Raw genomic sequence first — 21,441 nt, forward strand, 5'->3', positions numbered from 1 at the left:
CGCCCCGTCACAAGACGTTGGGAGGCTCCCATGAAGACTTCACTGAGCAAGACTTGGTTGAGTGCGGCCCTGATCGCGGGCACGCTGGCCACCGCCGCCGTTCCGGCCATGGCGGCCGACAATGCCGTCGCGCAGGTTCCCATGCCCGCGGCCAACTGGCTGTTCGTCCAGACCGCCGATAACGCCACGGTCGATGGCAACAAGCTGGTGCTGAAGGGCGTGGCGCCCCAGACGGTGATGTTCACCGACCGCCCCGAGCGGATGACCGGCGACACCGCCACCACGAAGTTCGTGAGCTTCTGGAACCAGGGCAAGGACAATTTCCAGAAGGATCCGCCCAACGCCACCCTCTCGGTGACCAAGGACGGCACCTCCAAGGTGTCCGTGGTGGAACTGACCGACCCGGTCCTGTCCGGCGATACGCTCACCTACACCATCAAGGTGCTCAGCCCCGAGGCCCCGGTGTCCGGGCAGTCCGCGAGCCTGTTCATCGACTGGTGGGTGGGGCCCGGTTATGGCGGCCATTGCTGGCGCGGCCCCTATGGCGGCCTGCACTGCGGCTGGTGAGATCCAACCCCTCTTCAACCCGCCCGGGGCTTCCGGGCGGGTTTTTTGTGGGTGCGTTCGACTTTCTGCTTAAGCTCCGCGCAAGCAACCCCACGTAGCGCTCTTAAGGTTTTCGGGCATGGCCCGATCCGGAGGGGGCTCCTAATGCGCGTGCGCGGCCTGTTTCTTCTTTCTATCTCACTCATCGGTGCCGTCGCTCTGGCGGGCGGCGTGGTGTTCGCCGTCGGCGAATGGCGCAAATGGCAGCAGGCGGCCACGGCCCAGGAACTGATGGAGGTGCTGGCCAATCTCGCCTATCTCAGCGAGCGGCTCTCCATGGAGCGGGGCGATTACAATCAGCTCCTGCTGGCCGAAGGGGCCGCCGCCGCCAGGCCGAACCTCCAGCGCTCCGATGAATCGCTTGCCGCCGTCGCCGCCACCAAGTCCGCCCTGGACGGGGCGGAAGGCAAGATGGTGGACGAGGCCTTCGCCAAGATCACCGCCGGCGTGGCCGCCGCCCGTGCGCTGGCCGACGCGCAGATCGTCAAGCCGCTGTCCCAGCGGGCGCCGGACAGCGGTCCGCGCTACATCACCGACACCACCAACCTGCTCGGGGCCATCAGCCGCCTGTCCGACACGCTGGAACTGAAGGTGAGCGACAACAATCCGGAAATCGGCCGCCTCGCGGCCATGGCGCGCCTGTCGCTGATGATGCGCGACATTGGCGGGCGCCGCTCCACCTTGCTCACCAGCTATCTGGGCAACCCCAAGCCCCTGACCCCCGGCCAGGTGGAGCAGTTCTACCTCTATGAAGGCCAGTTGCGGGCCATCTGGTCCATGCTGGAGCATTCGGTGAGCGAACTGGCCAGCCTGCCCGGCATCGAGGCCGCGGCACAGCGTGCCAATGCGGAATTCGTCACCGCCTTCGGCGCGGAAACCAAGGACGTGTTCCAGGCCGCGCTCAGCGGCAAGCCCCCCACCCTGACCGTGGACGCCTGGCGCGGGCGCGCCCGCCCGGCGCTGCTCGCCGCCCTCGCGCCGCGGGATGCCGCCTTCGCCGCCGCCGACATCATGTCGGATGCCCATATCGCGAACGCGCGCACCGGCTTCATCGGCGCCATGGCGCTGTGCGCCGTCATCCTGCTGGTGGTCATCGGCTTCGCCATCTTCATCACCCGCCGGGTGGTGCAGCCCATCCGCGTCATGGCGGTGGACATCGAGAAGATCGCCAAGGGCGTGCTGGACGTGAAGGTGGTGGGCCTGGAGCGCAAGGACGAGATCGGCGAGATCGGCCGCGCCGTGGAGGTGCTGCGCAACAATTCCATCGAGATGGTGCGCCTCCAGCACGAGCAGGGCGCCATGCGCGAGAAGATGGAGAGCGACCGGCGCGTCGCCTTCCAGGAAGTGGCGGATGAACTGGACCGCGCGGTGGGCCGCATCGCCGGCGCCGTCTCGGCCACGTCCGAGGAACTCCAGGCCTCCGCCCGCGCCATGGCGGGCATGGCCGAGAGCACCTCGCACCGGTCTGGCGAAGCCTCCGAGGCGGCCCAGATGGCCGCCACCATGGTGGAGACGGTGGCCGCCGCCGCAGAGGAATTGTCCGCCTCCGTGGACGAGATCGGCTCCCAGGTGCACGAATCCACCCGCATCGCGGGCGTCGCCGTGCGGGAGGCCAACGACGCCGCCGGCAAGATCACCCGCCTGCTGGAAGCGGCGCGGCGCATCGGCGACATCCTCAGCCTCATCACCAACATTGCCGGCCAGACCAACCTGCTGGCCCTCAACGCCACCATCGAGGCGGCGCGCGCGGGCGAGGCGGGACGGGGCTTCGCGGTGGTGGCGAGCGAGGTGAAGAACCTCGCGGACCAGACCGCCAAGGCCACCGCCGAGATCGAGGCCCAGATCTCCACGGTCCAGAGCGCCACGGACGAGGCCGTGAAGGCCATTTCCGACATCGCGCGGACCATCGGCGACATCAGCCAGATCGCCGGCTCCATCGCCTCCGCGGTCACCCAGCAGTCCGCCGCCACCCAGGAGATCGCCAACTCCATCTCCAAGGCGTCGGACGGCGCGCGCGGGGCCACCAGCAACATGGTGGAAGTCTCCCGCACCGCCGCCGAGACCGGCAGCGCGGCGAGCCAGGTGCTCGAAGCCTCCTCGGAACTGTCGCGCACCTCCTCGGACCTGCGCAACGCCACCGACAGCTTCGTGACGCGCATCCGCGCCGCCTGATTCTACTGACCCAACGTCACGCGAAAGGGCGCCCGCGTGGCGCCCTTTTGATTCGGCGCACGCCCGAATCGCCGGTGCGCCGAATCGGCACAGGCCGCCTCGGCCCATGGGGCGGCGGATCGATCGTCAGGTGAGGATTTCTCGGGGGGACTGGGGGGACGCCTTGACGGCGTCTGAATGGTCGGAGTGGCAGGATTTGAACCTGCGACCCCCACGTCCCGAACGTGGTGCGCTACCAGGCTGCGCTACACTCCGAACTGAGGACGGAGCCTCTAGCATGCGTCGCTGGCGGGAGGCAAGGCCGATCTTGCACGCCGTCGCTTGAACCCCCATCGCCCGCATGCGATAGGAGGCCGCGCCCCGTCACGGGCAAAATGGATTTTCAGGAGTTCAGGCAAATGGCGAACCACGGCAGCACCGGCAATCTCATGACGGGAAAGCGCGGGCTGATCCTCGGCATCGCCAACAACCGCTCCATCGCCTACGGCATCGCCAAGGCGGCGCGGGCCCAGGGCGCGGACATCGCCCTCACCTATCAGGGCGAGGCGCTGAAGAAGCGCGTGGAGCCGCTGGCGAACGAACTGGGCGCCCATCTGGTGGGCCATTGCGACGTCACCGAGCCCGCCACCATGGACGCGGTGTTCGCCGAAACGGAGAAGCTGTTCGGCAAGCTGGACTTCCTGGTCCACGCCATCGCCTTCTCCAACAAGGACGAGCTGGACGGCCGCTACGTGGACACGACGGCGGACAATTTCTCCAAGACAATGCTCATCTCCTGCTTCTCCTTCACCGCGCTGGCCCAGCGCGCCGAGAAGCTGATGACGGACGGCGGCTCGCTGCTCACGCTGACCTATTACGGCGCCGAGAAGTGGATGCCCCACTACAACGTCATGGGCGTCGCCAAGGCGGCGCTGGAGGCCAGCGTGCGCTATCTGGCCGCCGACCTCGGCCCGAAGAATATCCGCGTCAACGCCATCTCCGCCGGTCCCATCAAGACGCTGGCGGCGTCCGGCATCGGCGATTTCCGCTACATCCTGAAATGGAACGAGCTGAACTCGCCGCTGCGCCGCACCGTCACCACCGAGGAAGTGGGCGACACGGGCGTCTATCTCCTGTCCGATCTCTCGCGGGGTGTGACGGGGGAGGTACATCATGTGGATGCGGGCTATCATATCGTCGGCATGAAGCACCCCGACGCGCCGGACCTGGCGCTGGTGCGCGACTGACCTGATGCGTCATTGACGGAGACCGGACCATGCGCTGCCTGAAGATCGCTCTCGTCGCAGCGCTGCTCTCCGTGGGGGCGGGCGCCGCGTTCGCCCAGAGCCCGCCCAGCCTCCAGGAATACCCCCTGCGCGACCGCGTCTTCGGTCCGGGCGGCGCCATGTTCCCGAACTATGTCACGCCCTCCGAATCCCGGATCGCCTATGTGACCGGCTCCGGCAACGGCATCCTCTTCGGCGCGGCCACGGTGGATTTCCTCTGCCAGGCCGAGCAGCGCCCGGTGATCTCCGTCATCAAGCCCCCGGCCAAGGGCAAGGTGGTGGTTTCGCCCGGCACCTTCGTCGCCACCGGCACCGATGCGGGCTCCACTTTCTGCCTGGGCCGCCCGGTGAGCGGCGCCGTGGTGCGGCTCGCGGGCCGTCCGCCCAAGGGCGGCATGCAGTTCGTGGTGCGCGTGACTTACCCGCATCTCGGTGCGTGGTATGATCATATGGTGACTGTGCCGGGCAGATAGGCCCGGCTGCGCCGACGGGAGGGGAGATCCGGATGGCGGGACACCGGCTTTCGAGGGGAATGCGGGGCCTGATCGGGGCCGCGGGCCTGCTGGCCTGCGCCGTCACCGCCGCCTCCGCCCGCGTGGACAACGACCCCGACGCCTATGTGGTGAATTTCTATACGGGCGGGGGAAGCGACGGCGTGCTGTTCGCCGCCGGCACCGCCAACCAGCAATGCACCAATCTGGGCGCGCCCGACATCAGCGTGGTGAGCGCGTCTCCCGGCGTCACCCTCTCCATCCGCCCCGGCAGCTTCGTGGTGACGGGAACCGACTATGGCTATCTGGTGTGCGAGGGCCAGCGGATGCAGGGAACCATCGTGACCGGCACGGGCTCCGGCCAGGCCGTCATCAAGGTGACCTACCCGCCCGTCGGCCAGTGGTACACCCACACTCTGACATTGCCCGCGCGATGAACCGGCTCTTCCTGGTCCGCCACGGCGAAACCGACTGGAACATTGCGGGCCGCCTCCAGGGCACCCGCGACATCGCCCTCAACGCGCTGGGACGCATCCAGGCCGCCGAAGTGGGGCGGGTGCTGAGCCAGATGGTGGGCGGCGCGGTGGCGCCGCTCCATTACGTCTCCAGCCCGCTCTCGCGGGCGGTGGAGACCATGCGCATCCTGCGCACCACGCTGGACCTGCCGGTGGCGGATTTCGTCCATGACGACGATTTGCGGGAACTCTCCTTCGGCCGCTGGGAAGGCCACACCTGGCCGCAGTTGCGCCGCCGCCATGAGGGCGACGTGATCGCGCGGGATCGCGACCCCTGGCATTTCGCCCCGCCGGGCGGGGAAAGCTATGCGGAACTCATGGCGCGCGCGGGCGCCGCCATCGACCGGCTGACCGCCGATTCCGTGGTGGTGACCCATGGCGGCGTCATCCGCGCTTTGCTCCATGCCAAGGCCGGCATGCCGCAGGGCGAGGCCGCCTTGGTCCCCATCCGCCAGGGCGCCATCTATGTGCTGTCCGGCGGAAGCTTCGAGGTGGCGGACTGACGGCGGGCAGGCGGGCGCGGCGCGCACGCCGGAATGACCTGACCGATCGTCATTCAGAGCGATGGACGGAGCGAAGCCCTTTAAGGCCCGTCATGCCCGGGCTTGTCCCGGGTATCCACGCCTCTGTGTCGAGCGCGTACCGGCGGAGCCCCGTGGAGGGCCGGGACAAGCCCGGCCATGACGGTCTCTGCTTAGAAAAGCCGGCAAGACGGCTTGAAGGTCGATCCGACCGAAGCCGCCGATACCGAACGGGAAAGCCAAGCCGCCTCCCCTGCCGGACGGGATCAGCCCCCGCCCACCTTCTGCCGGTGCAGGACCGGGGGGCGGTAGGCCAGCAGCTTGTCGATGCGCCGCCCGTCCATGTCCACGATCTCGAAGCGCCAGCCATGGGCGTCGAACATGGCGCCCACTTCCGGCAATTCCTTGAACCGAGACAAAGCGAAGCCCGCCAGCGTGTGATAGCTGCCGTCCTGGGGCAAATCGGCGTCCAGCACGTCGCGCAGTTCGTCCACCGGGGTTTCGCCGGAGATCAGCAGCGAGCCGTCCTGGCGCTCCACCACATGGCGCTCGTGCACATGCTGGGCCTCGGTGATGGAGCCGGTGATGGCGATGAGCAGGTCATAGCCCGTGACCACGCCGACCATGTCGCCATACTCGTCCACCACGATGCCCATGGGCACCTCGGCCCCGCGCAGCACGCGCATGGCCTCCAGCGCCCCCACGGTCTCCACCAGGAAAGGCACGGGCTCCACGAAGGCGCGCGGGTCCGGCGTCTCGCCCTTCAGATAGGCGTTGAGCAGGCGCTTGGCCTGGATGACGCCCAGCGTCTCCTCGGGGGACTTTTCGCAGGCGGGCATGCGGCTGTGGGGGGCGTCCAGCAGCGCCTGACGGATCTCGTCGGGGCTGGCAGTCACATCCACCCATTCCACGTCGGGGCGCGGCGTCATGATGGCGGTGACGGGACGGTCGGCGAGGCGCATGACGCCGGAAATCATCTTGCGTTCGGCCGGATCGATGACGCCCGCGCCTTCCGCCTCGGCGATGATGGCGCGGATTTCCTCGTCGGTGACGCCATCCTCGCCCTTGGAATCGCCGCCCATGAGGCGCAGCACGGCGCGCGTGGAGATATCCAGCAGCCAGACGGCGGGCGCGGCCACGCGGGACAGGCTGATCATCAGCGGCGCGAGCACCATGGCGAGGCGCTCGGGGTTGCGCAGCGCCATCCGCTTGGGGATCAGCTCACCGATCACCAGCGAGATATAGGTGATGCCCGCCACCGCCACCGTATAGCCGATGGGATCGGCGGCATTGTGGGGCAGGCCGAAATCCACCAGCACCCGGCCCAGCCATTCGCCCAGGCTCGCGCCCGAAAAGGCGCCGGCCAGGATGCCGATGAGGGTAATGCCGATCTGGACGGTGGACAGGAAGCGGCCGGGCTCGGCGCCCAGCAGGAGCGCGGCCTTGGCCCCCGCATGGCCCCGGTCGGCCTTTGGCCGCAGCCGGGCGGCGCGGGCGGAGACGATGGACAATTCCGCAGCGGCAAGCACCGCATTGAGCAAAACGAGGAAAAGAACGATCAGAATTTCGAGGACGGGCATGGCGAGTTTGGGGGCCTTTCTGGCTCTCTCATATCACGAGAAGTGGCGCTTGGGCGAAGCGGGCAATGGAATCGGGCGCCTTCAACTTTGGTGCGCTTTCCTCTAGACCACCACAGAGCCTGCCGAAGGCGGCCAGATCGGATCGAGGCGCATGTCGTTCAACACCTTCGGGCATCTGTTTCGCGTCACCACGTTCGGGGAAAGCCACGGCCCGGCCATCGGCTGCGTGGTGGACGGCTGCCCCCCCGGCCTGCGCTTCACCCAGGACGAGATCCAGGAGGCCCTGGACCGGCGGCGGCCCGGCACCTCGCGCTTCACCACCCAGCGGCGCGAGCCGGACGAGGTCCGCATCCTCTCCGGCACCTTGCCCCACGCGGACGGCGGGCTTGTGACAACCGGCACCCCCGTCGCCATGCTCATCGAGAATGTGGACCAGCGCTCCAAGGATTATGCGGACATTGCCGGCAGCTACCGGCCGGGCCATGCCGACTATGCCTATGACGCCAAATACGGCATCCGCGACCATCGCGGCGGCGGCCGCTCCTCGGCGCGCGAGACCGCGACGCGGGTGGCGGCCGGGGCTTTGGCCGCCAAGGTGCTGCCCGGCGTCACCGTGCGCGGCGCGCTGGTGCAGATCGGCGAGATCGCCATCGACCGCGACCGCTGGGACTGGAACGAAGTGGGCAACAACCCCTTCTTCTGCCCGGACCCCGGCACGGTGCCGGTCTGGACCGAGTATCTGGACGGTATCCGCAAGGCGGGCTCCTCCATCGGCGCGGTGATCGAGCTGGTGGCGGAAGGCGTGCCGCCGGGCCTCGGCGCGCCCATCTATGCCAAGCTGGACGCGGACATTGCCGGCGCCCTCATGAGCATCAATGCGGTGAAGGGCGTGGAGATCGGCGAGGGCTTCAACGCCGCGCGCCTCACGGGCGAGGCCAATGCGGACGAGATGCGGCGCGGCAATGAAGGCCGCCCGGCCTTCATGTCCAACCATGCGGGCGGCATCCTGGGCGGCATCGCCACCGGCGCGCCCATCGTGGCGCGCTTCGCGGTGAAGCCCACCTCCTCCATCCTGACGCCGCGCCACACGGTGGACAAGTTCGGCGCCGAGGCGGAGATCTTCACCAAGGGCCGCCACGACCCGTGCGTGGGCATCCGCGCCGTGCCCGTGGGCGAGGCCATGCTGTGGTGCGTCCTCGCGGACCATGCCCTGCGCCATCGCGGGCAGGTGGGCACGACGCCCCGCTGGCCTGCGGAGCCGTGATTTCAGTATCACTGAAAACCAGCCTCTTTTCAGTACCAATGAAATTGGCTGCATGCTAAAAGCCCGTCATGAAGCTGACGGAGTGGCTGTCCAACACCGGCACGACGCGCAGCGCCTTCGCCCGGCAGGTGGGCCTCTCCCCTGCCAGCGTGACGGCCCTGTGCAACGATGCGCGCGCCTGGGTCTCGCGCGAGACCGCCGAGCGCATCGCGCTGGCGACCGGCCATGCCGTCACGCCCAATGATCTTCTTGGCCTGGCCCCGCCCAGCATCCGAGGTGTTCCCGTGACCGATACCGCCCAATCCCGCGTCCAGACCGCCATCGAAGCCATCGCCCGGGGCGAGATCGTGGTCGTCACCGACGACGATGATCGTGAGAATGAAGGCGACCTCATCCTCGCCGCCTCCCTCGCGACGCCGGAGAAGATGGCGTTCGTGATCCGCAACACGTCCGGCATCGTCTGCACGCCCCTGCCCCCGTCCGAGGCCAAGCGCCTGCGGCTGGAGCCCATGGTGGCCAACAATGACGCGCCCATGGGCACCGCCTTCACCGTCTCGGTGGACGTGCGCCACGGCACCACCACCGGCATTTCGGCGGAAGAGCGCACCAACACGGTGCGCGCCCTCGCCAATCCCAATATGGGCGCCGCCGACTTCGTGCGGCCCGGCCACATCTTCCCGCTCATCGCCAAGGAAGGCGGCGTGCTGATCCGCTCCGGCCATACCGAGGCGGCGGTGGATCTGTGCCGCCTCGCCGGCCTGCCGCCCGTGGGCGTCATCGCCGAACTGGTGAATGACGACGGCACCGTCCAGCGCGGCCCCCAGGTCACCGCCTTCGCGGAGACCCACGGCCTGCACCGCATCTCGGTGGCGGACCTCATCTCCTATCGCCAGGCGCGCGAGAAGCTGGTGTCCCGCTCGGCCGAATTCCCCGTTCCCACCGTCATCGGCGAGATGAAGGGCTATTCCTTCGTCACGCCGTTCGAGAGCGTAAACCATCTGGCGGTGGTGCATGGCCGCATCGGCGACGGCGAGAATGTGCTGGTGCGCCTGCACCGCGCGGACCCCATCGCCGACGCCTTCGGCGGCGCCAAGACCGTGCAGCGGGCACTGGAACTCATCCATGCGGAAGGCCGGGGCGTCCTGGTCTATCTGCGCGACGGCACGGCGGGCGTACCCGCCACCGCCGTGGGCCAGTCGGAAAAGAGCGCCAGCGAGGCCGAGCGCGACCGCCACTGGCGGGAGGTGGGCCTGGGCGCCCAGATCCTGCGCGACCTCGGCGTGGTCTCCATCCGCCTGCTGGCCTCCAAGGCCCGCACCTATGTGGGCCTCGGCGGCTTCGGCATCGAGATCGTGGAGACCGAAAGCCTCGATGCCTGAGAGCCTGTTTGGCATCACACGGATTACGTCGCTCCCCCTTCCCTCGCCTTCGCCCGCACCGAAGTCGGATGCTTCCGACTTCGGTGCGTTAGAGCCTTAGCAGGCCCCAAATCCCGGCGCGGAAAGCCCTCTCCCGCTTGCGGGGGAGGGTTGGGAGGGGGCAAAGCCGATCAGGACGAGCGAAACCTTCGGCTCCGAAGAGCAAACGGATTTGAATTTCCAACCTGTCTTTGAGGGTTTCGGAAAAGACGGCTAAGCACTTCCGTTCCGCCGCGGTCGGTGGCAGCATGATGTGACGCATCGTCCCTGCTGCCGCTCTCCCCGGAGGAAATCATGGCTCAGTGGAGGTCTGGCGTCGCGGCGCTTCTTGCCGCCCTTCTGCTGCCGCTGCTCGCAGGCATCCCCCCTGCGCAGGCCGCGCCGCGGGCCAACGAGTCCAACCGGGCGGGCAATACGGTGGATGTCCAGCTCGTCCTGGCGGTGGACATCTCCTATTCCATGGACCCCGACGAGCAGGCGCTCCAGCGGGAGGGCTATGCGGCGGCCCTCATCTCGCGGGAATTCCTCGACGCCCTGAAGCTCGGCCCCAACGGGCGCATCGCCGTCACCTATCTGGAATGGGCGGGCGAGCTGGAACAGCGCGTCATCATCCCCTGGACCGTGGTTGACGGGGCCGACACCGCCCGCGCCTTGTCGGACCGCATCCTGGCAGTGCCGCTGCGGCGGGCCTACCGCACCTCCATCTCTGGGGCGCTCCAATTCTCCATGGGCCAGTTCCAGGGCAGCGGCTACCGCGCCCTGCGCAACGTCATCGACATATCCGGCGACGGCGTGAACAATCAGGGTCCGCCCGTCACCCAGGTCCGCGACGAAGTGGTGAAGCGCGGCATCACCATCAACGGCCTGCCGCTGGTGCTCAAGCGCAGCAGCAACTCCGCCATGGATGTGCCCGACCTCGACATCTACTACGAGGATTGCGTGATCGGCGGGGCCGGGGCCTTCGTCATCCCGGTGCGCGCCATGGACGAGTTCGCCCGGGCCATCAAGACGAAGCTGGTGCTGGAGGTGGCCGGGGTGAAGCCGAAGCCTCAGCCGCGAATCGTGCCCGCCGCCGACCCGTCGCGCGTCTCCTGCACCATCGGCGAGCGCATGTGGCAGGAACACTGGAACAACTGAGAGCAAGACCGCTCAGGCGTGAAAAAACGGGCTGCCTCGCAAGAGACAGCCCGTCATTCCTGTGGTCACTTCGTGGCCTTCGGGCTCACTTCGTGGCGAGCGCGTAGCACATGCGCAGGTGCATCTCGATCACCGGCAGGGTCTTCTTGGCGAATTCCTGCAGGACCGGGTTGTCGCCGCCCTTGGCGTAGCCCGCGAACAGGCCGACCGCATCCTGGTGGGCCTTGGTCTGAACGGCGATGTAGTCGGCATCAAACGCCGCGCCGCTCTCAGACTTCAAGCGCGTCATGATGGCATCCAGCTCACTGCCGATGCCGGCCGGAGGCGTAATGCCCGTATTGGCCTTACCCAGGGCCGCGACGAAGTTCTTACCGATTTCGGTATGGTCCTTCACCATATGCTTGGCGAATTCCACGACCTTCTTGTTCTTGCTGGTCTTGATCGCGAGCTGGCTCGACGAGATCTCGAACTGGTTGGCGGCAGCGGCGGTCTCCACGAACGCCTTCGTGCTGGGCACGGTGGCGGCAGCGGCGATGGCGGTAGGGGTCGGGCCGGCCGACGGGGCCGCCGGCATGTTCATGGTCTGCGCACCGGCAATGCCCGCGCTCAAGGTCAGGGCCGCGGCAGCAACGAGAAGGGCTTTCATACTTTCCTCCCAGCGGAATGGTACCGTCATCTAGAGTGTTTCCGAGCGAAGCGTGAAGCGGCTCGCGTGAAAAAAATATCGTAAAAACAAAGAAATAGAGTGTTCCAGCGTTTTCATGAAAGGCAGAGGCACTCTCGAGGTCCATGGCCTTTTATCGCTCGAAGCGCGCAACCAGTTCCACATGAGGCGAATAGCGGAACTGGTCCACCGGCGTGACCTCCAGCAGCCGGAACCCGCCTTCCGTGAGAATCCGGGCATCGCGGGCGAAAGTCATTGCGCTGCAAGACACATAGGCGACGCGCGCCACATCCGCCTTCGCCAGTTCCCGCGCCTGCGCCTCCGCCCCCTGGCGCGGCGGGTCGATGACCACCGCATCGAAGCGCTTCAATTCCTCGGCCATGAGCGGGCGGCGGAACAGGTCCCGCACCTCGCTCTCGATCCCCTTCAGCCCCGGCGCGCCCTGCCCTGCCCGGGCCAGGGCCGCCACCGCCGGAGCGTTATTCTCATAAGCCGCCACACGCGCATTCTCGGCGAGGCGAAGGGCGAAGGTGCCCACCCCGCAGAACAGGTCGGCCACCCGCTTCGCACCAGAAGCGATGGCGAGCGCCAGCCGGGCCAATGTCTCCTCGCCCTCGCGGGTCGCCTGCAGGAAGGAGGCAGGCGGCAGCACCACCCGCGCCCGGCCCATGGCGAGGAACGGCGCCTCCCGCTGGGCGACCATCTCGCCATGGCGGGTCAGCCGGGCAAGGCGGAAACGGTCGGCGATGGCGGCAAGGTCCATGGCGATCATGGGCGGCAGCGGCCCGGAGCCGCGCACATCCATGTCCATCCCCGCATCGGTGGCGGTGACGTGCAGGTCGAGAGGTTTCTTTAGCGGCGCCAACGCCTCGGCCACCGCGCGGGATGCGGCGAGGGCGTCCTTCAGTTCCGGGCTCAGAACCGGACAGCCGGCAAGGGGAACCATGGAATGGGACTTGCGCTCGGCAAAGCCCACGACGGTGCGGCTTCCCAGCTGGCGCGCATGAAAGATGACCCGGCGGCGGCCCGTTCCGTGGGCATCGATGAGCGGCGCCACGTCCGCGGCGAGGCCCTCCCGCTCCAGCGCCGCCACCACCAGTTCACGCTTCCAGGCGCCATAGGGGCGCGCGGCCCAATGCTGGAGCAGGCACCCGCCACACAGGCCGAAATGCCCGCATTCCGGCGCCACCCGGTCCTCGCTCGCCTCCAGGATCCGCTCAACCTTGAAACGGTCCTTCTCCAGAAAGCCCGCCACCCGCTCGCCCGGCAGGGTGTAGGGCGCGAAGGCGGACGTGCCGTCCACGTCCGCGAGGCCGTCGCCCTGGGCGCCCATGCGCGTGATCACGCATTCCATCATGTCCACCGTCATGCCCGCACCGCGCCGATGAGGAATTCCCGGTTTCCATCCCCGCCCTCAATGGGCGAGGGAATGAGCCCCGCGACACGCCAGCCGAGATCGGCCACCACCTGGGAGATGCGATCGCAGACCTCGTCATGAACCGCCGCGTCGCGGACGATGCCCTTCTTCACCCGAGCGGGGCCGGCCTCGAACTGCGGCTTGATGAGCGCCGCGAGGCGCGCGCCTTCCCCTGCAAGGGCGAGCGCCGCCGGGAGAACCAAAGCGAGGGAAATGAAACTCACGTCGGACACCACCAAATCCACCGGCTCGGGCACCTGGGCGCGGGAAAGCGCGCGTGCGTCGAGCCCCTCGAAAAGCTGAACCTCGGGCCGCGCGCGCAGGCTGTGATGGAATTGCTCGCGCCCCACATCCACCGCATAGACACGCCGCGCACCGCGCCGCAGCAGCACATCGGTGAAGCCACCCGTGGAGGCGCCCACATCCAGCGCCACGGCCCCGGCCGGATCGAAGCCGAATGCATCGAGCGCGGCGGCGAGCTTCAGCCCGCCGCGCGAGACGAAGGGATGGGCTTCGCTGGCCGCCAATGCGGCCTCGCAGTCCACCTCGTCCGACGGGCGTGTCACCGGAACGCCGTCCGCCTGGACGAGACCGGCACGCACCGCCGCCTGCGCCCGGGCGCGGCTCTCGAACAGGCCGCGCGCGACCAGCAGCTTGTCGATGCGCTCGCGCGCCATTTCATTCACCTGTTCCGGCGGCCCGGCCCTGCGCCGTCACCGTGTTGCCAAGGTGTTCTTCCTAGAGTGCGATCGATCCTGAGGGAAGCGCAGCGCGCTTCCCTCAGGATCGTGAATCGCTCTCTCGCTTAAGGTTCGGAGACTGATTCACCGATCAGGTTGCATCAACCTGATCGGATCAGGCTCCAGAGTGCGATCGATCCTGAGGGAAGCGCAGCGCGCTTCCCTCAGGATCGTGAATCGCTCTCTCGCTTAAAGTTTGGAGACTGATTCACCGATCAGGTTGCATCAACCTGATCGGATCAGGCTCCAGAGTGCGATCGATCCTGAGGGAAGCGCGCTGCGGACTGATCGGGTCGGGACGACGGCTCGTAAACCAATGTTGCGGGACAGGCTGTGCGGGGGGCACCCTCATGCGTCATGTTGCCCGGCCGACAAAACTCGCCAGAACCCTTCCGGGGCAATCGCGGTTATGACCACCGCGACGGCCCCCGTCGCCCAGAGACCTTGACCGGAGTTTGCATGCGCTTCGTCCCCGCATTTTTCGCCGCGCTGCTGGTGGCCATGTGCGCCACCCTTCCCGCAGCCGCTGCGACCCCCGCCAAGCCAAAGCCGGCCAAGCCCACTCCCGATCCGCGCATCTGGACCATGGTCAAGGGTGAGGACACCTTCGTCCTGCGCTTCAGCCTTCAGCGTGACCCCGATCCCGATTTCGCCGCCATCTGCCAGCCGGGAGCCCAACTCCTTCAGATCGCCGCTGAAATCGACGGGCGGCCCTTCTCCTCCGGAGAGGGCGTGCCGGTGACGCTGACCGCCGGCAAGCGTCGCCTGGAACTGGCCGCGACGGCCTTTCTCGGCGGCGGCGACGGAAAGATGGTAGTGGAGGCAGCCGTGGCGCTCGACCCGCGCATCTTCGACCTGTTCGAGAGCGGGGACACGCTGACGCTGCGCATTCCGCCCTCAGCGCCCAAGGCGAAGGCGCTCGTCCTCACCTATCCGCTGGCCGGCGCCCGAGCCCGCCTCGCGGACTTCCAGCGCGCCTGTCTCTCGCGGCGCTAACCAAACCAATCGGTCGGGCTTTTGATTTCCCGGCGAGGGTTTATGATCCCCGCCGCATACTTTGGGGTTGTTCCATGAAACGCGCGGTTCTCGCAGTTACGCTCCTCGCGGTCTCGGCCGGCACGGCATTCGCGCAGGTCAAGATGACCTGGGATGCCTCGGAGACCGACAACGGTGCCGTTCTCACCTTCGGCGTTCCCGAGACGGACAATTCCGTCCTGTCCTTCGTGTGCAACAAGGGCAACGCCAACGTCCTGATCAGCTCCCATGTGGGCTCCAAGGGACTGAAGGCGGACGAAGCTGCCCGCATCATCCTGACCACCGGCAAGGTGAAGAAGGAATTTCCGGGCAAGGCGGTCGCCAATACGGAATCCTCCTCCATCGACGTGGAAGGCGGCGGCAAGCTGGCCGACCTCAAGGCCGTGCTGACGGCCGGCAAGGCCATGTCCCTGGAAGTGAAGGGCGTGAAGCAGCAGGTGAGCCTGGACGGCGCGCCCGACGCCTACGCCCAGTTCGAAGCCGCCTGCCAGTAAGGCCCGGCTCGACACTCAGGCGGTCTGAACGGCTCTTTTCAACAAGGTGGCGTCATGGCCGGGATTGTCCCGGCCATCCTCTGAACTCCGTTGGGTGCCCGCTCGACGCAGAGGCGTGGATGCCCGGGCCTGACGCCCTCAAGAGGCGCGAAGCCTCCCAGCGATCTGAATAGCAAGCGACTCTAGGCGCGGCGGGAGAGAGACGCGCGCGCCTCGGACACGCCCAGCAGCGACAGCGCCTTGGCGGCGATGGCGGCGGCATCAAGGCCGGCCAGGGTCATCTGGTGGGCCGGGGTCTCGTGGTCGATATAAATGTCCGGCAGCACCATGGAGCGGAGCTTCAGCCCGCGATCCAGCGCCCCGGCATCGCTCAGCATCTGCATCACCTGGCTGCCGAAGCCGCCCACCGAGCCTTCTTCCACCGTGATGAGGGCGGGATGGGCGCGGGCGAGCCGCAGGATCAGGTCGCTGTCGATGGGCTTGGCGAAGCGGGCATCCACCACGGTGGCGGAAAAGCCCAGGCTCTCCAGGCGCTCGGCCGCCTCAAGGCAGGCGGCGAGCCGCGTGCCGAGCGCCACAAGCGCCACGTCATTGCCCTCCCGCACCACCCGGCCGCGGCCGATGGGCAGGATCTCGCCTTTCACCGGACGCTCCACGCCAACGCCCTCCCCACGGGGGAAGCGGAAGGCGATGGGGCCTTCATCGAACGCCACGGCGGTGGCAATCATGTGGGTCAGCTCCGCCTCGTCGGACGGGGCCATGATGGTGAAGCCCGGCAGGCAGGCCAGGAACGAGATGTCGTAGGCGCCCGCATGGGTGGCGCCGTCCGCCCCCACGAGGCCCGCCCGATCGATGGCGAAGCGCACGGGCAGGCCCTGGAGCGCCACGTCGTGCACCAGCTGGTCGTAGCCACGCTGGAGGAAGGTGGAATAGAGCGCGCAGAACGGCTTGTAGCCTTCCGTCGCGAGGCCCGCCGCGAAGGTGACGGCGTGCTGCTCCGCGATGCCCACATCGAAGGTGCGCTCGGGAAAGGCCTGCCCGAACAGATCGAGCCCCGTGCCGGAGGGCATGGCGGCGGTGATGGCCACCACCTTCTCGTCCTGCCGCGCCTCCGCGATCAGGCTCTCGGCGAAAACGCGGGTATAGGAGGGGGCATTGGACTTGGGCTTGAGCTGCGTGCCCGTCGTGACGTCGAACTTCACGACGCCATGATACTTGTCGGCCGAGCGCTCGGCGGGCGCGTAGCCCTTGCCCTTCTGGGTCACCACATGGACCAGGATGGGGCCTGCCTTGGCATCGCGCACATTGCGCAGCACCGGCAGCAGGTGCTCCAGATTATGGCCGTCGATGGGGCCTACATAATAGAAGCCCATCTCCTCGAACAGCGTGCCGCCGGTCCAGAAGCCGCGCGCGAACTCCTCGGCCCGCTGGGCGCCGCGCTCCACGAACTTCGGCATGCGGCGGGAGAGCTGCTTGCCCAGCTCCCGCAGCGAGAGATAGGTGCGCCCGGAAATGAGCCGGGCCAGATAGGCAGACATGGCCCCGGTGGGCGGGGCAATGGACATGTCGTTGTCGTTCAGGATGACGATCAGCCGGCTGTCCATGGCGCCGGCATTGTTCATGGCCTCATAGGCCATGCCCGCCGACATGGCGCCGTCGCCGATGACCGCCACCACGTTCCGGTCCTGCCCCGAAAGGTCCCGCGCCACCGCCATGCCGAGCCCGGCGGAGATGGAGGTGGAGGAATGGGCGGCGCCGAACGGGTCATATTCGCTCTCCGCGCGGCGCGTGAAGCCGGACAGGCCGCCGCCCTGGCGCAGGGTGCGGATGCGGTCGCGGCGTCCGGTGAGAATCTTGTGCGGATAGGCCTGGTGGCCCACGTCCCAGATGAGACGGTCATGGGGCGTGTTGAAGACGTGGTGCAGCGCCACCGTCAGCTCGACCACGCCGAGGCCCGCGCCGAGATGACCACCGGTCACGGAAACCGCGTCGATGGTCTCGGTCCGCAGTTCGTCGGCGAGTTGCTGGAGCTTCTCATCCGGGAGCGCCCGCAGATCGCCGGGGGATGCCACCGTATCGAGAAGCGGGGTCCTGGAAACCGTCACGAAACACTCCGCCTGTCAGCCACCGGGCGCCCGGTGCCGGTCCGAGGGACGGGCCGGCTGCGCCTCGCATGCTGCTGACATTCGACGCTTACACGCCGGAGGGGGTTCGCGCAACGTGAGAGCGGCCAGCCCTGTGATGCGTCCGGATCAGGGCCATGTGATGGCCGTGGCGCCGGTCTTTCCTCATCCATCCCGCTCAAGAGAATCGAAAATCCCCCGCAGCTTTCCCGCGCGGATCATGAAGCGGTGGGTATCGAAGCTGAGCGCCGCCAGGAGGCAGCCGCCGATCAGCTTGGCGGCGTCCGCCGCAACGGGCACGGGGCGGGCATATTTGCGGCGCAGATAGCGCTCCGACTGCTTCTTCAGCCGGTTGATGGCGAAGGTGCGCGACAGGCTCGGCGTGGAGGACTTGCCGCCCCCATGGCGCACCCGCGCCGCGCCGATCACGGTGATGGGCAGGCGACGCTCCAGGGCCCGGAGCGCGAGGTCGTCATCCTCGTGATAGAGGAAGATCCTCTCATCGAACCCGCCCATCTCCAGGAACAGGTCCCGCGCCGCGAGGAAGGCCGCGCCATGGACGAAACGGGTGCAGTAATCCCCCGCAATTTCCTCCCCCTTCAGACGCCGTCCGCGCGGGACGGGCTGGAAGATGGAGCCCTCCTTGCGCATGAGGCGCCCGTTCTCCCCCACGATGGAGGGCATGAAGAGGCCGGGGCCATAGGCACGCTCGGCCGCCAGCAGCGCCTCGATGGCGCCGGTCTCCAGTTCCGCATCGGGATTGAGAAACAGGACGAAGTGCCCGGAGGACGTCTTGGCGCCCGCATTGCAGGCGGTGCCGAAGCCCATGTTGCGGGGCATGGCCACAAGCCGCGCCGGTCGCGCCAGATGATCCATGAAGGCGGTGCCTTCGGGGCTGGCATTATCGACGATGACCACTTCGGCGCCCGCCGGCACCGAGGCCACGGCCCGGCCGATGACCGCGCCGCTGTCATAGGTGACGAACACCACCGAGACGCTCTCAAGGCCCTGCACGCGCGTTCCTTTCATTCGCCCGCGAGGGATAGCACCGTGGCCGTGCCCCGCAAACCGGCGGGTAGGCCTTTCATCGCGGCCCCTCCTCCGGTAGAACCCTGCCCACCATGCCGCTGCGCGATCCCGCACCGACGCTTCGCCGCCACTTCTTCTTCGTGGCGGGCTTCGATCCCATGGATGCGGATGGCCACCACCGCATCTTCCATCGGGAGATGGCGCGCTTTTCGTCCGTCTGGAACGTGACCGTCGAGGCCGATTCCGCGCCGCGCCCCACCGCCACCGGCGCCCTCTGGGATGCGCGCGCGCAAGGCCAGGGCTGGACCTCGCAGGCGCGGGTGGAGCTTCTGTGCTGGGACGACCTGGTGCGCGAGGAGATGGGTCGCAGCCGCCTGTCCCATATCTGGGGTGGGATCCGGGCCATCGGGGACATGATCTCCACCGGCACCATCGTCCGCTATTTCCGGTTCAGCCACCGCTACGGCATCTTCTTCCTCCTCACCTATGTGGCGCTCCTCGCCATTCTCGCCGTGTCGGGCGGGGCGGGCTGGCTGGCCTATGGCCTCGCCTCCGGCCTCGGGCCGCTGGCCGCCGCCCTGCTGGCGCTCGCCGTGGGCGCTGCCTGCTTCTTCGGCGCCATGGCCACGTTCGGCGCCCGCATGCGATTGAAACAATCGCTGGATCTTGCGGAATTCTCCGTGGACTTCGTCCGGGGGCGCCATCCGGCCATCAATGCGCGCATGGACGCCCTCGCCGACCGCCTGCTGGAGGTGGTGGACGAAGGCGGCGTGGACGAGATCGTGATCGCCGGGCACAGCCTCGGTGCCATGCATGCGGTGAGCCTGCTGGCCCGCGCGCTGGAGAAGGATCCGGATTTTCCCCAGCGCGCCACGGTGCGCCTGCTCACCGTGGGCAACACCTCGGCCAAGTTCGCGCTGCACCCCGCCGGGGGCTGGCTGCGCGAGGCCGGAGAAAAGGTGTTCGAGGCGCGCGACATCTATTGGGCGGAATTCCAGGCGCGGGACGACCTCGTCAGCTTCTACAAGGTCAATCCCGTGACCCTACGCCATGCGGGCAATTCCAACGGGATGCTGCGGCCCTTCGTGCGACAGGTGACCATCCGCGAGATGATGACACCCGCCACTTTCGCCCGCTATCGCCTGGACCTCATGCGGCTGCACTGCCAGTTCTTCCTCGCCAATGACCGGCGCGCCGCCTACGACTTCTACGCCTTCATCTTCGCCCCGGTATCGTTCGATGCCGTGGTCCATGAAATCCAGGGGCCGCTTGAGATCCTCGATCCGGACGGTGCCATCATTCCCTTGGAGCACCGGGGCTCGGCCGCATGACCCTCCTGACCTTCGCAAAGCTCGCCTGGACCCTCGGCGTCGTCGCCTGGTTCGTCCTGCGCCTTCCCTTCCAGCGCAAGGCGCGCCGCGCGGGCGTGGCGGATGCGCGGCGCCGGAACCTACGGGAAATGGTGCTGCTGACCATCTCCACCTGCGGTCTCGGCGTGGTGCCCGCCATCTATGCCTCCAGTGGCTTTCCCGCTTCCCTCTCCTATGCCCCCTCCCCCCTCCAGGTGGGCGCGGGCGTGGTGGTCTTCCTGGCGGCGCTCTGGCTGTTCTGGCGCACCCATTCGGACCTCGGGCGCAACTGGTCGGTGACGCTGGAGCTGCGCGAATCCCACAAGCTGATCACCACCGGCGTCTACAGCCGGGTGCGGCACCCCATGTATTCCGCCTTCTTCCTCTGGGCGCTCGCACAGGCCCTGCTGCTGCCCAATCTGGTGGCCGGGCTCTCGGGCTTCGTGGGCTTCGGCATCCTCTACTTTTTCCGGGTGGGAGAGGAGGAAGCCATGATGCGCGAAGCGTTCGGCGCCGAATATGACGCCTATTGCGCGCGCACGAAGCGCGTCATCCCCTTCATCTGCTGAGCGCCACGACTCCCGCCGCCCGCTCCGTAGGCACGAGGCCGGAACGAACCGGCATCTTTTGCCCGTCCGTGATTCGGAGCCGGTTCGTTCGCGCCCTGTGCTGTCTTCGCCTCCGCTATGTCCCGGTTCGGCACAGGCTGCACGGTCATGACGAGAGAGGATGATCACGCCGGAACGAACCGGGAAGCGGTCACGATCCGCGATTCGGAGCCGGTTTGTTCCCGGCCCGTGCCGAAGCTCCGCGTCTCCCGTCCCGATCCGGGACAGCCCGTCCGCGCCCGTGCCCAGAGGGCTCAGAGGCCGATCGACAGGCGAAAGGGTGACCCGGCCTGAGGAACGAAACGCCACCGGCGTGGAATCGCGATTCGGAACCGGTTCGTTCGCGGGATGGACCGGCGGGCGCAGAGACGTGTCCCAAGGCGGGACGAGGGCATGCCCTGCCTGATCTGGTGCGCCGTGACGCGCGGGCGCTTTCCCGTCGGCGGAACAGAGCCATCCGGACACACGGCAATAAAAAAGCCGGGCGCGAGGCCCGGCTGGTCGAAAGCGATGCTGTCCAGAAGGATCAGTGCGACGCGGTGGTCGAGCCCTGGCTGAGCGCGTCGGCCACCTGCTTGAGGTCGGCCAGCATGACGGTGGCCTTCTGGCGCGCTTCGTCGGTGCGGGCGTCGGCCACGTCCTCTTCCGCGTCCTTGATGAGCTGGCGCAGCTGGGCCGTGTCGATCTCCTCCACCGGGGTCGCCCGCTCGGCGAGGATGGTGAGGGTCGTGGGGTTCGCCTCGGCGAAGCCGCCGCGCACGAACAAGCGCTTCGCCGTGCCGTCGCCGCGCACCGTGAGGATGCCGGGGCGCAGGGTCGCGATGAACGGCGCATGGCCGGCGCCCACGGAGAAGTCGCCTTCCGAACCGGGGACATCGACCCAGGTCACGGGACCGGAGAAGACGAGCCGCTCCGGGGAGACGAGCTCAAAGGTGAAAGTGGCCATATGCGTGTCTCCGCTGTCCCCGTGGCGCGGTCAGCCGCGCCGGGAGCACCAAGCCGCCTGATGGCGG

20 protein-coding genes and 1 tRNA gene are annotated in these 21,441 nt (G+C 67.8%); 13 read left to right on the top strand and 8 right to left on the bottom strand.

Annotated elements, in window-relative coordinates; translation table 11 throughout:
* Positions 1–30: 30 nt before the first annotated feature.
* Together EJJ38_RS11415 and EJJ38_RS11420 are read left to right on the top strand one after the other, a co-directional pair.
* Positions 31–567: a hypothetical protein gene (locus tag EJJ38_RS11415; RefSeq protein WP_127090175.1), complete on the top strand. Its 537-nt coding sequence runs from the start codon at positions 31–33 to the stop codon at positions 565–567.
* Positions 568–711: 144 nt separating this feature from the next.
* Entirely contained in the window at positions 712–2,778 is a 2,067-nt protein-coding gene (locus EJJ38_RS11420; RefSeq protein ID WP_127090176.1) for a methyl-accepting chemotaxis protein, read from the top strand.
* A gap of 178 nt (positions 2,779–2,956) precedes the next feature.
* On the opposite strand, the gene EJJ38_RS11425 is transcribed toward EJJ38_RS11420, so the two are convergent.
* A tRNA-Pro gene (locus EJJ38_RS11425) sits at positions 2,957–3,033 on the bottom strand.
* A 143-nt stretch (positions 3,034–3,176) separates the two neighbouring features.
* On the opposite strand from EJJ38_RS11425, the gene fabI reads away from it, so the two are divergent.
* The 4 genes from fabI to EJJ38_RS11445 are packed head-to-tail and all read left to right on the top strand — an operon-like array spanning position 3,177 to position 5,552.
* The gene (gene fabI / locus EJJ38_RS11430; protein ID WP_245454195.1) at positions 3,177–4,004 is read left to right on the top strand and encodes an enoyl-ACP reductase FabI; all 828 of its coding nucleotides are present in this window, start codon (positions 3,177–3,179) and stop codon (positions 4,002–4,004) included.
* A 29-nt stretch (positions 4,005–4,033) separates the two neighbouring features.
* Positions 4,034–4,516: a hypothetical protein gene (locus EJJ38_RS11435; RefSeq protein ID WP_127090177.1), complete on the top strand. Its 483-nt coding sequence runs from the start codon at positions 4,034–4,036 to the stop codon at positions 4,514–4,516.
* A gap of 59 nt (positions 4,517–4,575) precedes the next feature.
* Entirely contained in the window at positions 4,576–4,971 is a 396-nt protein-coding gene (locus tag EJJ38_RS11440) for a hypothetical protein (protein ID WP_127090178.1), read from the top strand.
* Complete coding sequence (locus tag EJJ38_RS11445; RefSeq protein WP_127090179.1) at positions 4,968–5,552, top strand: histidine phosphatase family protein; 585 nt, start codon at positions 4,968–4,970, stop codon at positions 5,550–5,552. The genes EJJ38_RS11440 and EJJ38_RS11445 overlap by 4 nt, the downstream gene beginning before the upstream one ends.
* A 284-nt stretch (positions 5,553–5,836) precedes the next feature.
* On the opposite strand, the gene EJJ38_RS11450 is transcribed toward EJJ38_RS11445, so the two are convergent.
* Positions 5,837–7,150 carry a hemolysin family protein gene (locus EJJ38_RS11450; protein ID WP_127090180.1) on the bottom strand — a complete coding sequence of 438 codons (1,314 nt, stop codon included), beginning with the start codon at positions 7,148–7,150 and terminating at the stop codon, positions 5,837–5,839.
* Between the two features lie 151 nt (positions 7,151–7,301).
* Between EJJ38_RS11450 and aroC the strand changes: the two genes are divergently transcribed.
* From aroC to EJJ38_RS11465, 3 genes are all read left to right on the top strand, one after another.
* A complete protein-coding gene (gene aroC, locus EJJ38_RS11455; protein ID WP_127090181.1) occupies positions 7,302–8,414 on the top strand; it encodes a chorismate synthase in 1,113 nt (370 codons plus the stop codon).
* A 68-nt stretch (positions 8,415–8,482) separates the two neighbouring features.
* The gene (ribB, locus tag EJJ38_RS11460) at positions 8,483–9,793 is read left to right on the top strand and encodes a 3,4-dihydroxy-2-butanone-4-phosphate synthase (protein WP_127090182.1); all 1,311 of its coding nucleotides are present in this window, start codon (positions 8,483–8,485) and stop codon (positions 9,791–9,793) included.
* Between the two features lie 333 nt (positions 9,794–10,126).
* Complete coding sequence (locus EJJ38_RS11465; RefSeq protein ID WP_127090183.1) at positions 10,127–10,969, top strand: DUF1194 domain-containing protein; 843 nt, start codon at positions 10,127–10,129, stop codon at positions 10,967–10,969.
* An 85-nt stretch (positions 10,970–11,054) separates the two neighbouring features.
* Here EJJ38_RS11465 and EJJ38_RS11470 read toward each other — a convergent pair whose 3' ends face one another.
* From EJJ38_RS11470 to EJJ38_RS11480, 3 genes are all read right to left on the bottom strand, one after another.
* Positions 11,055–11,549 carry a DUF4142 domain-containing protein gene (locus EJJ38_RS11470; RefSeq protein WP_420836883.1) on the bottom strand — a complete coding sequence of 165 codons (495 nt, stop codon included), beginning with the start codon at positions 11,547–11,549 and terminating at the stop codon, positions 11,055–11,057.
* A gap of 217 nt (positions 11,550–11,766) precedes the next feature.
* A complete protein-coding gene (locus EJJ38_RS11475; protein WP_420836876.1) occupies positions 11,767–13,002 on the bottom strand; it encodes a class I SAM-dependent RNA methyltransferase in 1,236 nt (411 codons plus the stop codon).
* Entirely contained in the window at positions 12,999–13,727 is a 729-nt protein-coding gene (locus EJJ38_RS11480) for a TlyA family RNA methyltransferase (RefSeq protein ID WP_127090185.1), read from the bottom strand. The genes EJJ38_RS11475 and EJJ38_RS11480 overlap by 4 nt, the downstream gene beginning before the upstream one ends.
* Before the next feature lie 522 nt (positions 13,728–14,249).
* On the opposite strand from EJJ38_RS11480, the gene EJJ38_RS11485 reads away from it, so the two are divergent.
* Together EJJ38_RS11485 and EJJ38_RS11490 are read left to right on the top strand one after the other, a co-directional pair.
* Entirely contained in the window at positions 14,250–14,786 is a 537-nt protein-coding gene (locus EJJ38_RS11485; protein ID WP_127090186.1) for a hypothetical protein, read from the top strand.
* 74 nt (positions 14,787–14,860) lie between these two features.
* Positions 14,861–15,319: a hypothetical protein gene (locus EJJ38_RS11490; protein WP_127090187.1), complete on the top strand. Its 459-nt coding sequence runs from the start codon at positions 14,861–14,863 to the stop codon at positions 15,317–15,319.
* A 182-nt stretch (positions 15,320–15,501) separates the two neighbouring features.
* On the opposite strand, the gene dxs is transcribed toward EJJ38_RS11490, so the two are convergent.
* Both dxs and EJJ38_RS11500 read right to left on the bottom strand, forming a co-directional pair.
* Positions 15,502–17,424 carry a 1-deoxy-D-xylulose-5-phosphate synthase gene (gene dxs, locus EJJ38_RS11495; RefSeq protein ID WP_127090188.1) on the bottom strand — a complete coding sequence of 641 codons (1,923 nt, stop codon included), beginning with the start codon at positions 17,422–17,424 and terminating at the stop codon, positions 15,502–15,504.
* 183 nt (positions 17,425–17,607) lie between these two features.
* A complete protein-coding gene (locus EJJ38_RS11500; protein ID WP_164738479.1) occupies positions 17,608–18,456 on the bottom strand; it encodes a glycosyltransferase family 2 protein in 849 nt (282 codons plus the stop codon).
* Between the two features lie 107 nt (positions 18,457–18,563).
* Between EJJ38_RS11500 and EJJ38_RS11505 the strand changes: the two genes are divergently transcribed.
* Positions 18,564–19,802: an alpha/beta fold hydrolase gene (locus EJJ38_RS11505; RefSeq protein WP_127090190.1), complete on the top strand. Its 1,239-nt coding sequence runs from the start codon at positions 18,564–18,566 to the stop codon at positions 19,800–19,802.
* On the top strand, positions 19,799–20,389 hold the full coding sequence (locus EJJ38_RS11510; RefSeq protein ID WP_127090191.1) for a protein-S-isoprenylcysteine O-methyltransferase: 591 nt from the start codon (positions 19,799–19,801) through the stop codon (positions 20,387–20,389). Before EJJ38_RS11505 ends, EJJ38_RS11510 begins: the two co-directional genes overlap by 4 nt.
* 565 nt (positions 20,390–20,954) lie before the next feature.
* On the opposite strand, the gene EJJ38_RS11515 is transcribed toward EJJ38_RS11510, so the two are convergent.
* The gene (locus tag EJJ38_RS11515) at positions 20,955–21,374 is read right to left on the bottom strand and encodes a F0F1 ATP synthase subunit epsilon (protein ID WP_127090192.1); all 420 of its coding nucleotides are present in this window, start codon (positions 21,372–21,374) and stop codon (positions 20,955–20,957) included.
* Between the last annotated feature and the right edge of the window lie 67 nt (positions 21,375–21,441).

It is taken from the genome of Aquabacter cavernae (assembly GCF_003993795.1).
Classification (GTDB): Bacteria; Pseudomonadota; Alphaproteobacteria; order Rhizobiales; family Xanthobacteraceae; genus Aquabacter; species Aquabacter cavernae.